The organism is Pseudomonas sp. B392_1p (assembly GCF_052245235.1).
Lineage (GTDB): Bacteria > Pseudomonadota > Gammaproteobacteria > Pseudomonadales > Pseudomonadaceae > Serpens > Serpens gallinarum.
The window spans coordinates 35256-49096 of record NZ_JBQPXM010000002.1 but is presented as its reverse complement, the minus strand read 5'-3'; the positions used below and the strand labels follow the sequence as shown (position 1 = coordinate 49096).

The following is a 13841-nucleotide window of genomic DNA, read 5'->3' as shown; positions in this document are numbered from 1 at the left end:
CCATGATTTCAGCCGCACCACCGAAGAGGCGGTGAAGGCGATGGGCAACTTGCATCTGCTGGCCGGCACGATGCGCGAAGGCACCGAACAGTCGGCGTTTCGCGCCGGTCTTGAACTGGCCAACCTGGACGAGTTGTCGCTTAAATTCGTGGTCTATAACCATCTGCTCGGCAGTCCCAAAAGCTCCAAGCCGCAATTGCCCAGCGAGCAGGAATGCCGCTTCGGCCGCTGGTATTACGGTGAGGGTCGGCGGGACTTGCAGAACCAGGACCTCTTCCGGCGCATCGAGCGCCCGCACACTGCGGTGCATGCTCAGGGCCAGGCGGCCATCGAGGCGTTCCGCCGCGATGGACTGGAGGTCGCCCTGCAGCATCTCGAGCAGATGGAAGAGGCCAACCTGGATGTGATGCGAATCGTCACCGAGCTGGTTACTGTGCGGGAATCGGTGAAGGGGCGAGGGGTAGGCAGCGTCGCCTGACTGGTTAGCCTGGATCAGGCCGATTAAGCCGTCAGCGGACATGAAGTCGGCCCCACAACGTTTACTTGGGGCTTCCACACGTCCTGTGTGGAGCCCTGGACGGTTGCTCGGCGATTACTCGAGCACCCCGCAGGCAATGCGGGCACCGCCACCTCCCAGCGGTGCGGGGCTGTCGGCGTGGTTGTCGCCGCCGGCATGCACCATCAGGGCACGGCCCTTGAGGTCGGATTCCTTCAGGCGTGGCGCCAGCACTGGCTGGGTGGCCGTGCCTTTTTCTTCGACGTACAAACCGGGCAGATCACCCAGATGACCATCGCCCCACGGCGTACCGTGCTTGCCGGTGCTGTGCGGATCGTAATGCCCTCCGGCCGCCTGGGCGGGGGTCATCTTGCCGTCGCTCTCGGCGGGGTCGCAGCTGGGGTTCTGATGCAGGTGAAAACCATGCAGGCCCGGTGGCAGGCCCTTGAGATCGGGGGTGAACACCAGGCCGTACTCAGTGCTGCTGATGGTGACGTCCCCGAGTGCCTTGCCAACGCCCTCGGCGCTGACGGCATGCAGGGTGACCGAGGTGTCGGCAAAGGCGCTGCCGCTAGCCAGCAACAGGGCCAGTAGAGAGGCGGTTTTCAGTGTCATGGGGCTCGCTCCGGAGTCATCTGCAAACAAGATGAAAAGTCTAGGCGAGCCCGCTGCGCCAAGGCCCTTGCGCGACATACGGCGCCGGCTGGCTTTGTAGGATGGCGTTGAGCGCAGCGAAACCCATAGAGCGATGCTGGGCCCAGCTTGATGGGAATCGGCGCGCCACTAAGTGTTCAATCACGACCTTTGCGTAGCGCCTCGTCCCATCCTACTAAGACTTAATGCGAAGTCCCCTCCACAAAACCGATCTTGTTGCCCACGTTGTACTTGCCCGAAGGCTTGTTCATGGGGATGCGCTTGATCTCCTTCAGGGTGTCGGACTCGATCACCAGCAGGGCGCCGTCGGTGTCCCAGACGCTGAGCAGCAGGTGCTTGCCGTCGCGGGTGAACTCCACATGAGCGGCGTTCTTGCCGGGCACTGGGCGCAGGGTGTGGGCAACCTCCAATGACTGCTTGTCGATCAGGTGGATGGCGTCGTTGTTGGGGCCGAAGAACACGTCGGTCCAGGCGTATTTCGAGTTCTCATGGCTGCGCATGAAGAAGCCCGGCCCCTCGGTGGGAATTTCTTTAATCAACTCCCAGGTCTGCATGTCGAGCACCGAAATCAGACCCTGGCTGACGTTGGGCGTGGCAAATACCCATTTGCCGTCGCGCTGCCAGTAGATGCCCGAGCCCAGGTGCGGCATGCCGGGGAGGGGAATGTCGGTCAGCGCCCTGCCGCTGTCCAGGTCGATCACCTGGCCGCCTTGGGCCTTGCGTGAGGTCGCCAGCAATTGGCGGTAATCGGGAGTGAAGGAGAAGTCATCGAGGAAGTCCTTCGCCTGAATACGGCGCGGCACGAAGTCCGGCGTGCCGGCGTAGGACAATTCCCAGACTTCCTGCACATCCTTGAGCGCCACCACGAAGCTGTCGCGTGGCGGCGCGGTGTACACGGCGCTGACGCGTGAGGTCACGCCGTCCAGCCCCGTGGCCGGGATGCGCTTCACCAGCGACAGGTCGCGGGCATCCAGCACCACCAGTTCACCCGGCAGGTAGTTGCCCACCAGTGCCCAGCGGCCGTCGTTGCTGATCGCCAGGTTGCGGGTGTTCAGGCCGGCGCGCACCTCGGCGACCATGGTCAGGTTGTGCAGGTCGTAGACACTGACCCAGCCGTCGCGGGAGGCGAAATACACGAAGCGCCCATCCGGTGAAAATTTCGGCCCGCCATGCAGCGCGAAGTGGGACTTGAACTTGGCCAGCTCCTCGAAGTGGTCGCCGTCGAGGATGCGCACCTGATGGTTACCGGCCTCCACCACCACGAATAGATTGAGCGGATCGGCGCCGTGCTGCGGCGTGGCGGGCTGCGTGGCCACGTCGGCGAAGATGCGTTGGCTGGCGCGCAGATCGGCGTCGCTCCAGGTCGGCGGCACGGCGGATGGGGTGTACAGGTAGTCGACCAGTGCGTCGATCTGCGCAGCATCCAGCACGGCGCCGTACGCAGCCATCTGACTGGCCGGACGGCCTTGCTCAATCACCTGGCGGACTTCGGCGCGCTTGATGCGCCCGAGGCTTTCCGGCAGCAGGGCAGGACCGGCGCCGCCCAGACGATTGGCGCCATGGCAGCTTTGACACTGCTGTTCATACAGCGCGTGGGCGGTCGATGTGGACGTGGCGGCCTCGGCATGGGGAATGGCCTGGTCAAGGGCCATATGAGTGGCGGCTGGTAGCGCTGCGGCGGCCAGCAGGAAGGTCGCAATCAGCCGCATACGGCCTCCTCACGGCTTTCTCGCTGGCCCTGCAGGCGGGCCGGATAACCGACGGTGTGTTCTGCAAACAGCCCGACCACGCGGCCGATCACCGTCAGCGTCGGCGCGTTGAGCTGGTTGTCGCGGGCCAGTGCGGCAAGCTGTTGCAAGGTGCCGCGCACCACCTGTTGATCTTCACGGGTGCCATTGCCGATCAGTGCGGCGGGTGTGTCGGCGGGAAGCCCGGCGGCAATCAGGTTGCGGGAGATCTCATCAAGGCTGGCCAGGCCCATGTAGAACACCAGGGTCTTGCCGTTATCGGCCAGGCTGGCCCAAGGCAGGGCCAGCTCGCCATCTTTCTGCAGGTGGCCGGTGATGAACTGGCACGACTGCGCCAGGTCACGATGGGTCAGCGGGATGCCGGCATAGGTGCTGCAGCCGGCGGCAGCGGTGATGCCCGGTGCTACCTGGCAGTCGATGCCGCGTTCCAGCAAGTATTCCAGCTCCTCGGCGCCGCGACCAAAAACGAATGGGTCGCCGCCCTTGAGACGAACGACACGGCGTTTACCCAGGGCCAGCGCGGCCAGCAGCTCGTTGATCTGTTCCTGGGGCAGGCTGTGATAGCCGCTGGCCTTGCCGACGTAGTGCAAGCTGCAACGTGCCGGTAACAGATCAATCAGCTGCTGACCGACCAGGCGGTCGTACACCACTGCATCGGCCTGCTGCAGCAAACTCCAGGCGCGCAGGGTGAGCAGGCCGGGATCACCGGGGCCGGCGCCAACCAGGGCGACTTCGCCGGGGGCTAAGGTGGCACACAGCGAAGCGGGAAAGGTGGGCTGATCCATGCGGACTCCTGAAATTCTCATCGAGGTTGGGCGGCTGACGCTTGGTCAAATACGGCTCTGTGACCGCTGGGTGGCGTTTGCTTGCAGGAGCACTGGAGCCGCTCCCGCACCGGGGTGTTCTAGGCAATCTCCACGCGTGGAATGCAGGACGGCTGGGCCAGGCCGATTTCTTCATCGCTCAAGTAGCAGCCGGGGTCCTCGCCCCACAGGTTGCCGGCGGCCCAGGCGCGGGTACGGGTGTTGCCGTTGCAGATCGACAGCCAGCGGCACTGGGCGCAACGGCCTTCGACGGCGCGCGGGTGCTCGCGCAGCTGCACCAGCAGCGGCTCGGGTTGCTCCAGCCAGATCTCGCGGAACGAGGTTCGGCGCACGTTGCCGACGGTGTGCTGCCACCAGTAAGTATCCGGGTGTACGTCGCCGATGTTGTCGATATTGGCGATGCCGCTGCCCGAGGCATTGCCGCCCCAGGCGCGCAGCATCAGCTCCAGGCGCTCGGCGTGTTGCGGCAGGTTTTCCGTGACCCACTGCAACAGCAGGATGGCGTCGGCGTCGTTGTTGCCGCTGACGAAGTCGGTTTCGCGGCCGTTGCACACATCGTCCCAGGCCTGCTCGAACAGCTGGCGCATGGCGTCGCGGGTCATCTGGTGATGGGCATCGGCCTTGCGGCTGCGTTTGCCGCGCCCGCTGTAATTCAAGTGTGAGAGGTAGAACTTCTGCACGTCGTGCTCGCGCATCAGCTCCAGCAGCGCCGGCAGTTGCGGGTAGTTGTGCTGGGTCAGCGTGGTACGCAGGCCGACACGGATATCATGCTGACGGCACAGGTCGATGGCGTGCATCGAAGCGGCAAAGCTGCCCTTGAGCTGGCGCCAGTCATCGTGCACCGCTTCCAGGCCGTCGATGCTGATGCCGACATAGTCGTAGCGAGCTGCAACGATGCGCTCGATGTTGTGTGCGTCGATCAGCGTGCCGTTGGTGGACAGGGCGACGAAGAAGCCTTTCTCGCGGGCGTAGTCGGAGAGCAGGAAAATGTCGTCGCGCAGCAGCGGTTCGCCACCGGAGAGAATCAATACCTTGACCCCGGCTGCGTGCAAGTCGTCGATCACCCGCAGCGCCTCGGCGGTGTCCAGCTCGTCGCGGAATTCACTGTCGGCGGAGGTGGCGTAGCAGTGCTTGCAGGTCAGGTTGCAACGGCGCAGCAGGTTCCAGATCACCACCGGCGGGCGCCGCCCCGGCGTGCCCCGGGCGCCGAGCACGGGCCCGGCACCGGGATGGGCGAGGGCTCGCAGGTAATGGCTGATTCTCAACATGAAGGCGACTCCCACCGCATACGTCTATGGCGGCAGGATTACCGAGGCGCGAATGCCAATCCTTGATCGGAAACAATAAAAGGCTGACTAGCGGTAGGGAATTGGTGCGAAGGGGAGGTGGCGTGCCGATCGACAGTGCCCGCACTTGAGACGGGCACCGCTACGTCGGTGCGGCGATGCCTGCATGTAGGCGCTGCCTCGCATTGAATGTCAGCTGATGCCCTATGTCGTCTGAGCGCTGAAATTATTCAAGCCCTTTGTTTGAGGCTGCAAACGCAGAAGCCCCAGCGCAATCAGCGTCTGTCCGGTGAAGTAACAGGTGACGATCACCGGAATGGCATACGGAAACGGCTGCGCAAACTTGTTCACGCCAATCAGCGAATCGGCGATGACGAACAGCATGGCGCCCAGCCAAAGCAGGCCCACTTGCTGCTCGACCCGGCAGGCCATGATTGCCATGACGAACAGGCACAGCAGATAGATTGCCACCGGCGACTGATAGGCCCCGGCCGCCGGCACCAGCCACAGCGCCAGGACGAGGCAATACAGCGTGACCGGCAACATGCGCCATAGCAGCCAGGGCTTGGCAGACGACAGCCGCGTAAACGCAGCTGCAAAGGCCAGCTGGTTCACCAGAAATGCGAGCAGTGCCTGAATGAACAGTCCGTCCCGCTCCCCATAATCTAGAAAAAAATCCCCCGCTGCCGCCGCCACGAAGCCGATCCCCAGACAGACTCCCGTCGCGCCGGGATAGGCACGCCAGGCCAACAGGGCAAACAGCAACATAGGAATGGGCTTGAGTAGCCAGCTCAGGGGATAGGGCTTGAAGGGCAGCAGGGCGAGGTAGATCAGCCCCATTACAACGGCAACGGCAAAACAGCGGCGCTGGAAGGCGGACATGGGTGGCTCCCGGTTTCGTTCTTGTTGTGTTCTCGAGGCTGTAGCGCGGGGGAGCCCCTGTCAATCAGTCATGTAATTTGTTTATTTTTTGGGATCTATACCTGAATAAAATTCTTAGTGGGCTTGTCAGCTACTCGCTGCAGGGGTCATACGCTGTCGGCGGGCTATCAGAAATCCAGCGGCGATAGCGATTTCGCTCAGTTGGGTCAATCCAGTCTGGCCGGCAAAGGCGCCAGCGGTGCCAGCGTGTATCTGATCACCCAGCGCTTCATCAACACCTTCGGCCGTGCCGGCGAAAAGAGCTAGCTGGCCCAGTACGGTTATGACTTCGCCAAGCTCCGGGTGCCGGGACTACCAAAAGGGAAAAATGGGATAACGCGGCCAACCGCGGGCAGACCGAGAGGAACACGACATCTTCGTTAGCTACGCTATGCCGACCGGCGCCTTGAAAGGCGTCGGCGTGCAATGGCGCAACGGCGTGCTGCGCTCCGATGGCGGTACGACCCAGGATCACAACCGCCTGACGCTGAGCTACAGCCTGCCGCTGCTGTAACGCTGGATTCTCACGCCGAGCCTCAGTCTGCTGGGTACGGTGCATACATGGCGTAGGATGGGTTGCACGCTGGGCTACCCATCACTCGCTGGCTTTTCTCCAGCCGCCCTGCACAGAACGCGGTGCAGGGCGGCTGTCAAATCAATTGCCTGGGTGCGGATGGTGTGCAGTGCTACCGGAACCGGGCACCTGCTGCCTTGCCCGCCTGCGCTGCAGCCACACCACCAGGCCAAGCACCAGAAGGCCGGGTAGCCACATCCACTCCTTGGTCCAGCGATCGGTTGGTGCCCGGACGATCAGGATTTCCTGATCGAACTCAAGACCGGCTTCAGCGGCCAGGCTGCCAAAGCCGACACTGTCAACCAGTACCTTGCCGTCCTCTTCATACAGCGCCAGGCCGAGCTTCTCGAGCCGCTCCTCACCGCTCGCGCCTTCCGGCACGGGCAACAGCAGTGCAAACTCGCGGGGATCGCCTACCGCATCCTCACCGCGAATACGTAGGCGCAGCTGGCTGTTTGCATCCACGGAGCCCAACGCCTGCGCCAACTCGGACGGCGGAATATCGCGATAGGGATCGTGCACCATGTCCGTCCAATAACCCGGGCGGAACAGCGTAAACGCCACCAGCAGCAGCAACACGCTTTCATACCAGCGGCTGCGGACCAGAAAAAAGCCCTGGGTACCGGCGGCAAAAATCAGCATCGCGCCGGTGGCCACGATGAAGATCAGCACCCCATGCCAGAAGTCCACATCTATCAGGAGCAGATCGGTGTTGAAAATGAACAGGAACGGCAGTGCCGCCGTCCGCAGGCTGTAATAGAACGCGGTAATGCCCGTCTTGATCGGATCGCCCTTGGACACGGCCGCTGCGGCGAAGGAGGCCAGCCCCACCGGTGGCGTCACGTCAGCCATGATGCCGAAGTAGAAGACGAACAGGTGCACCGCGATCAGCGGCACGATCAAGCCGTTTTGCTGTCCCAAGGCCACTACCACCGGCGCCATCAGACTCGACACGACAATGTAGTTGGCGGTGGTCGGTAGTCCCATGCCCAAGATCAGGCTGAACACTGCGGTGAACAGCAGCATCAGCAGCAAGTTGCCCATCGACAACACTTCCACTACGTCGGCCAGCACCAGACCAACGCCGGTCTGTGAAACCGCGCCAACGATGATCCCGGCCGCTGCGGTGGCGATGCCAATGCCGATCATGTTGCGCGCTCCGGCGATCAACCCTTCCCGCAAGTCCACCACGCCATCGACGAAGCCGCCATGGGTGGCGCCGTGATCGGCCCGCATCCATGACAGCAGCGGGCGTTGGGTGAGCAGAATGATGACCAGCATCACCGCGCCCCAGAAGGCCGACAGGCCAGGAGACAGGCGTTCGATCATCAGGCACCAGACCAGTACCACCACCGGCAACAGGAAGTGCAGACCGGACAGCAGCACGGCGCGGGTCTGTGGCAGTTCATTCAACGGCTTGTTCGGGTCTTCCTCTGGCAGCGGCGGGTTACTCGCGGCAACTTTGAGCAGTCCCAAGTAGGCGACGGCCAGCAGCACGGCAATGCCCGGCAACGCATACTCGCCCAGCGCCGGCTTGAGCCAGCCCAGCCCGTAATACACGGCCAGCGAAAGGCCGGAAATCAGGGCAGCACCGAACGCGAAACCCGTCAGGCGGCGCAACCAGGGTTTGTGCTGGGGAATCCCGATGGGCTGCATGCCCTGCTTGAGCGCTTCCAGATGCACGATATAGACCAGCGCAATATAGGAAATGGTTGCTGGCAGGAAGGCATGCTTGATGATCTCCACATAGGGAATGCCGACATATTCGACCATCAGGAAGGCCGCCGCGCCCATCACGGGAGGCATGATCTGGCCGTTGACTGAGGAAGCCACTTCCACCGCACCGGCCTTCTCCTTGGAGAAGCCGACCTTCTTCATCATCGGGATGGTGAAGGTGCCGGTAGTTACCACGTTTGCGATCGACGAACCGGAGATCATCCCCGTCAGCGCTGAAGACACCACCGCCGCCTTGGCCGGGCCTCCACGCATATGGCCGAGCAGACTGAAGGCCAGCTGGATGAAGTAATGCCCGGCACCGGCGCGCTCGAGAAGCGCACCGAACAGCACGAAGAGAAAGACGAAGCTGGTGGACACCCCCAGAGCGATACCGAACACGCCTTCGGTGGTGATCCACTGGTGATTGGCCAATGCGGTGAAGCTCACCCCGCGATGCGCCAGAAAGCCCGGCATGTAGGGCCCGGCCAGGCTATAGATCAGGAACGCCAGCGCAATGATCGCCAGTGGCGGACCAAGCGCGCGTCGCGTTGCCTCCAGTAACAGCGGGATGCCAATGCAGGCGGTGACCAGATCCGCGGTGGTCAGGCTGCCCGGACGCAGCGCCAACTGCTGATAAAAGATGAATAGATAGGCGGCACTCGCGGCCGCTACCAGGCCCAGGGCGATATCCACCAGCGGCACGCGATTACGCGGCGAGCGCTTGAAGGCGGGATAGGCGAGAAACGCCAGCAACAGAGCAAAGGCCAGGTGAATAGCTCGCGTCTCGGTATCGTTGAGTACGCCAATGCGGAAGATGAACGGCAGCGGCGAGGCAATCCACAGTTGGAACAGCGACCAGAGCAGCGCCAAGCCGGCGATCACGTGGGCCATTAGCCCCTCGGGCAATCGTGCGCCGACGTCTTGGGCGATCAGCTCTTCAGTGGAAAGTGCTTTGTCATGCATGGGGTGAGGCCTGTCGAAGAACGAATACGGCAAAACCCGCGACCGAGCGGCACACGGGTTTTGGGGGGAAATCAGGCCCGGCGGCGAACACCGTCAGGCCCCTGGCCGTTACAGCCAGCCACGTTCTTTGTAGTAACGCTCGGCGCCTTCATGCAGTGGCGCAGTGAGGCCGACCTTGATCATGTCCTCAGGCTTGAGGTCCTTGAACGCAGGGTGCAGACGCTGAAAGCGCTCGATGTTATCGAATACCGACTTGACCATTTGATAGACCACCTCGGCATCGACCTTGGTGGTCGTCGACAGAACGGCCTTGCCGCCGATGGACTGGGTCGCGTTGTCGTTGCCCTTGTACAGCCCGCCGGGAATCTCGGCCTTGGTGTAGTAGGTCTTCTCTTGCAGCAGCTTATCGATCGCCTCACCGGTGATCGGTACCAGCACTGCGTCCACGGTGGTGGTCGCTTCCTGGATCGCGCCGTTCGGATGACCAACGAAGTAGGTCATGGCGTCGATATTGTTGTCGCCCAGTGCGCTGGCCTGCTCGGCGGGCTTGAGCTCCGACGCCAAGGAAAAGACCGACTTGTCCCAACCCTTGACCTGCATGATCTCTTCCAGGGTGTCGCGCTGGCCTGAACCAGGGTTGCCAATGTTGACGCGCTTACCCTTCAGATCGTCCAGGCTCTTGATGTTGGCATCGCGACGGGCGAGGACGGTGAACACCTCACTCTGCAGGGAGAAGACTGCACGCAGATCGCCCATCGCGCCTTCTTTCTCGAAAGGTGTCAGGCCTTTCATCGCTTTGTACTGATGGTCGGACTGCATGATGCCGAAGTTGAATTCACCGCTGCGCAGGCCGTTTACGTTGGCTACACCGCCGCCACTGGCCGGGGCGTTGCACTTGATGTTCTCAGCGTTACGGTTGACGAAGCGACAGATCGACTGGCCAGCCACATAGTAAACCCCGGTTTGGCCGCCGGTACCGATAGTCACGAATTGTTCTTGCGCCTGCGCTGCGCCGCTCATACCGCTACCCGCTAATGCAGCGGAAAAGATCCATGCCAAGGATTTGCCTTTCATGGATGCACTCCTTTAGTTGTTGTTGAATGCCCCGAGAACGTTTCGAGTGCTCTAGGGATTTCTGAGTCTATCAGGCCATTCTCCTGAAAGAGCACCGTTGACGCGTCTAAAGTCGGGGGTGGGCAAGACGGCGTTGTCGTCGTGTGAAGCGGTCTTGCGTATAACCAGCAGGATCATCTGGGAAACGGTAGATAACGCCCTCATTCTTGTCGACTATCCTCCTCACGTCCTACGTCTTGCAGCCGTGCAATCAGGGCGCGAACGCTGCCGGGCAGGGCGTCAAGGTCGCGGACCAGTACCCTGCGCTCGCGTACCGCCCAAGTCTCGTCGAGCTCCACGGTAGCCAGACGCATGGTGCGGCTGTGCCGCCGGGCGGCGGATTCGGGAATGATGCCGATGCCGACGCCCGCCTCGATCATCCGGCAGATCGCCTCGAAGCCTGACATCTGAATGCGCAGCGACAATTTGCCGCCCAGGCGTTCCACCTGGTCATGCAGGAACGTCAGCAGCGTGCTGCCGGCGTGCAGACCGATGTGCTGGTAAGCGAGGGTTTGCTGCAAGGTAACTTTCTGTTCGCCGGCCAGAGCGTGGCCCACTGGCAGCGCCAGCAGCAGACGGTCGGTGCTGAAGTGAATGGCCTGCAGGCCGGTGGCCTTCACCGGGCCGGCGATGATGCCCATGTCGGTTGAGCCATCCAGTACGCCGCGCACAATGTCGCGGGTGAGTTTTTCCTGCAGGTCGACGGTGACGCCGGGGCGTTGGGCGAGAAAATCGGCGAGGATTTCCGGCAGGAACTCGGTAACAGCCGTAGTGTTGGCAAAAATACGGATATGCCCGGCGTTATCGGCGCCGTATTCGGTGAACTCGCTTTTCAGGTACTCCACCTGGCGCATCACCAGACGGGCATGCTGCAGCAGTTTCTGGCCTGCCGGGGTCAGCTCCACGCCACGGCTGTCGCGGTATAGCAGGCGGCTGTCGAACTGGCTTTCCAGGGCCTTGATGCGCGCACTGGCAGCGGCCGGGGAGAGGTGTGCGCGCCGGGCGCCCTGGGTCAGGCTGGGGGATTCGGCGATATGGATAAACAGTCGCAGGTCGGCCAGATCGAAATGCATGTGTTCTCTCAGTGAGCATTGTCGCGTTGGTGGGGTGAGCTCGTTCGCCAAGACGTTATTGCAGCTAACCGGCTGGTGATCAGGTGGGTCTGCGGCGAAGTAAACACAGGGCCTAAGGCCCGCAAGCCAGCCCATGATCCTCTCCTGCAATGCAATCCGCCTAGGGATAAGCGTTCAGCATATCCGAACGCCATCCTCTGTAAATAGAGATTCCCGGAACACGACCTTCATAGCATTCTGCAAAAAAACAAACACAAGCGCGGGAACCCAGCGATGACTGACTCTGCTTTTACTGCCTGGATCGGGCGTAGCGAAGAGGCTCACGACCAGTTGAGCCGCAACCTGATCAAGCGTATCGCCGCAACTTTTGGCGAGCCCAATCCGGCGCACGGCTCGCCTCTGCCGCCGCTGTGGCAATGGTGCTTCTTCCAGGAGCCAGTGGCCGAAACTGGCCTGGGCAGTGACGGCCATCCGGCCCGTGGTGGCTTCCTGCCACCGGCGGACAACCGCAACCGCATGTGGGCCGGTGGCCGCGTCGAATTCTTCGAGCCGCTCAAGGTCGGCGGAGAAGCGACCCGCGTTTCCACCATCAAGCACATCGAAGAAAAGCACGGCCGTACTGGCGCGCTGCTGTTCGTCACCGTGCAACATGATTACCTGCAGGATGGCGTCCTGGCTATCCGCGAAGAGCAGGACATCGTCTACCGCGAACCCACGCCGCCCAAGCTGACCAGCGGCGAAGCACTGCCGACCGGTGACTGGAGCGAGCCGGTGGAGCCGACCCCGACCCTGCTGTTCCGTTATTCCGCCGTGACCTTCAACGGCCACCGCATCCACTATGACTGGCCGTATGTCACCGAAGCCGAAGGCTACCCGGGGCTGGTGGTGCACGGTCCGCTGATCGCCACCCTGAACCTGCGCGCCTTCTGCCGCGCCAATCCCGAGGCCCGGGTCAAGCGCTTCGCCTACCGGGGTGTGCGTCCGCTGATCGCGCCGCAGACCTTCGAGACGGGCGGGCGCATCGTTGCCCCCGGCAGGGCCGAGCTGTGGGCCGGCAATGCCGACGGTATCGCCCAGAAGGCTGAAGTGGAATTCGACTGACACATCACTTTTAGAGGGCGGCGTAGGGTGGATCACGTTTTATCGATCCACCGTGTGGAGTTTCGGTGGATGTAGAAAACGACATCCACCCTACGTCATCCAGCACAACGACAAGAATCGAGGAGCTGTAATGAATCCGAATCTGAACGAAGAGTACAACGCCATCCGTGAAGGCGTGCGCGCCCTCTGCGCCGAGTTCCCTGCCGAATACTGGCGCAAGATCGATGAAGACAAGGGCTTCCCCGAAGAGTTCGTGGCGGCGTTGACCGAAGCCGGTTGGCTGTCGGCAATGATTCCGGAAGAGTACGGCGGATCGGGCCTGGGCCTGGCCGAAGCTTCGATCATCCTCGAGGAAGTGAACGCCTGTGGCGGCAACTCCGGCACCGTGCATGGCCAGATGTACAACATGTTTACCTTGCTGCGTAACGGCAGCGAGGAACAGAAGAGCTACTACCTGCCCAAATTGGCCAGCGGCGAGCTGCGCCTGCAGTCCATGGCGGTGACCGAGCCGACCACCGGCACTGACACCACCAAGATCAAGACCACGGCGGTGAAGAGGGGCGACAAGTACGTCATCAACGGCCAGAAGGTGTGGATCTCGCGCGTCCAGCACTCGGACCTGATGATTCTGCTGGCGCGCACCACGCCGCTGGCCGAGGTGAAGAAGAAAGTCGACGGCATGTCGATCTTCCTGGTCGATCTGCGCGAAGCCATCGGCAACGGCCTGACCGTGCAGCCGATCGCCAACATGGTCAACCACGAGACCAATGAGCTGTTCTTCGACAACCTGGAAATCCCCGCCAGCAGCCTGATCGGCGAAGAAGGCAAGGGCTTCCGCTACATCCTCGACGGTCTGAATGCCGAGCGCACCCTGATCGCCGCCGAGTGCATCGGTGATGGCCGCTGGTTCATCGAGAAGTCCGCCCAGTATGCCCGTGACCGCGAAGTGTTCGGCCGGCCGATCGGCCAGAACCAGGGCGTGCAGTTCCCGATTGCCGAAGCGCACATCGAGATCGAAGCCGCCGACCTGATGCGCTGGCGCGCCTGTGAAGAATACGACGCCGGTCGCAACGCTGGTGCCGCGGCCAACATGGCCAAGTACCTGGCGGCCAAGGCGTCCTGGGAAGCGGCCAATGCCTGCCTGCAGACCCACGGCGGTTTCGGCTTTGCCTGCGAATACGATGTCGAGCGCAAGTTCCGCGAGACCCGTCTGTACCAAGTGGCGCCCATCTCCACCAACCTGATCCTGTCGTATGTGGCGGAGCATTTGCTGGATCTGCCGCGCTCCTTCTAACCACCGAGCGGAGTCGAGGTGGATGTAGAAAACGACATCCACCCTACGAACTGTTTGCGGCACGTGACAACGGTAGAG

Annotated in this window: 12 protein-coding genes and 1 pseudogene; 5 read left to right on the top strand and 8 right to left on the bottom strand. The window is 62.2% G+C overall.

The window, feature by feature from the left end:
- Nucleotides 1–40: 40 nt before the first annotated feature.
- Nucleotides 41–478: a CZB domain-containing protein gene (locus tag ACTV8E_RS02495; RefSeq protein WP_443198656.1), complete on the top strand. Its 438-nt coding sequence runs from the start codon at nt 41–43 to the stop codon at nt 476–478.
- A gap of 114 nt (nt 479–592) precedes the next feature.
- Here ACTV8E_RS02495 and sodC read toward each other — a convergent pair whose 3' ends face one another.
- The 5 genes from sodC to ACTV8E_RS02470 form a co-directional block, all read right to left on the bottom strand.
- Entirely contained in the window at nt 593–1111 is a 519-nt protein-coding gene (gene sodC, locus ACTV8E_RS02490) for a superoxide dismutase [Cu-Zn] SodC (protein ID WP_443198360.1), read from the bottom strand.
- A 221-nt stretch (nt 1112–1332) separates the two neighbouring features.
- Nucleotides 1333–2859, bottom strand: a complete 1527-nt coding sequence (locus ACTV8E_RS02485) for a cytochrome D1 domain-containing protein (protein WP_443198359.1) — start codon at nt 2857–2859, stop codon at nt 1333–1335.
- Nucleotides 2850–3683: a uroporphyrinogen-III C-methyltransferase gene (gene cobA / locus ACTV8E_RS02480; RefSeq protein ID WP_443198358.1), complete on the bottom strand. Its 834-nt coding sequence runs from the start codon at nt 3681–3683 to the stop codon at nt 2850–2852. The genes ACTV8E_RS02485 and cobA overlap by 10 nt, the downstream gene beginning before the upstream one ends.
- A gap of 119 nt (nt 3684–3802) precedes the next feature.
- The gene (gene nirJ, locus ACTV8E_RS02475; RefSeq protein ID WP_443198357.1) at nt 3803–4990 is read right to left on the bottom strand and encodes a heme d1 biosynthesis radical SAM protein NirJ; all 1188 of its coding nucleotides are present in this window, start codon (nt 4988–4990) and stop codon (nt 3803–3805) included.
- Nucleotides 4991–5212: 222 nt separating this feature from the next.
- Entirely contained in the window at nt 5213–5890 is a 678-nt protein-coding gene (locus ACTV8E_RS02470; protein WP_443198356.1) for a lysoplasmalogenase, read from the bottom strand.
- 117 nt (nt 5891–6007) lie between these two features.
- Between ACTV8E_RS02470 and ACTV8E_RS02465 the strand changes: the two genes are divergently transcribed.
- Both ACTV8E_RS02465 and ACTV8E_RS02460 read left to right on the top strand, forming a co-directional pair.
- Nucleotides 6008–6196: an OprD family outer membrane porin gene (locus tag ACTV8E_RS02465; protein ID WP_443198355.1), complete on the top strand. Its 189-nt coding sequence runs from the start codon at nt 6008–6010 to the stop codon at nt 6194–6196.
- A 100-nt stretch (nt 6197–6296) separates the two neighbouring features.
- Nucleotides 6297–6443: pseudogene (locus ACTV8E_RS02460) on the top strand (OprD family outer membrane porin); the annotation flags it as partial.
- Nucleotides 6444–6584: 141 nt separating this feature from the next.
- Here ACTV8E_RS02460 and ACTV8E_RS02455 read toward each other — a convergent pair.
- From ACTV8E_RS02455 to ACTV8E_RS02445, 3 genes are all read right to left on the bottom strand, one after another.
- Nucleotides 6585–9182 (bottom strand): TRAP transporter permease, encoded by a 2598-nt coding sequence (locus ACTV8E_RS02455; RefSeq protein ID WP_443198354.1) that lies wholly within the window; start codon nt 9180–9182, stop codon nt 6585–6587.
- A gap of 108 nt (nt 9183–9290) precedes the next feature.
- Nucleotides 9291–10256 carry a TAXI family TRAP transporter solute-binding subunit gene (locus ACTV8E_RS02450; protein ID WP_443198353.1) on the bottom strand — a complete coding sequence of 322 codons (966 nt, stop codon included), beginning with the start codon at nt 10254–10256 and terminating at the stop codon, nt 9291–9293.
- Nucleotides 10257–10456: 200 nt separating this feature from the next.
- Entirely contained in the window at nt 10457–11368 is a 912-nt protein-coding gene (locus ACTV8E_RS02445; protein ID WP_251837276.1) for a LysR family transcriptional regulator, read from the bottom strand.
- 273 nt (nt 11369–11641) lie between these two features.
- Between ACTV8E_RS02445 and ACTV8E_RS02440 the strand changes: the two genes are divergently transcribed.
- Together ACTV8E_RS02440 and ACTV8E_RS02435 are read left to right on the top strand one after the other, a co-directional pair.
- Nucleotides 11642–12469 (top strand): FAS1-like dehydratase domain-containing protein, encoded by an 828-nt coding sequence (locus ACTV8E_RS02440; RefSeq protein WP_443198352.1) that lies wholly within the window; start codon nt 11642–11644, stop codon nt 12467–12469.
- 130 nt (nt 12470–12599) lie between these two features.
- Nucleotides 12600–13763, top strand: a complete 1164-nt coding sequence (locus ACTV8E_RS02435; protein WP_443198351.1) for an acyl-CoA dehydrogenase family protein — start codon at nt 12600–12602, stop codon at nt 13761–13763.
- Nucleotides 13764–13841 lie beyond the last annotated feature (78 nt).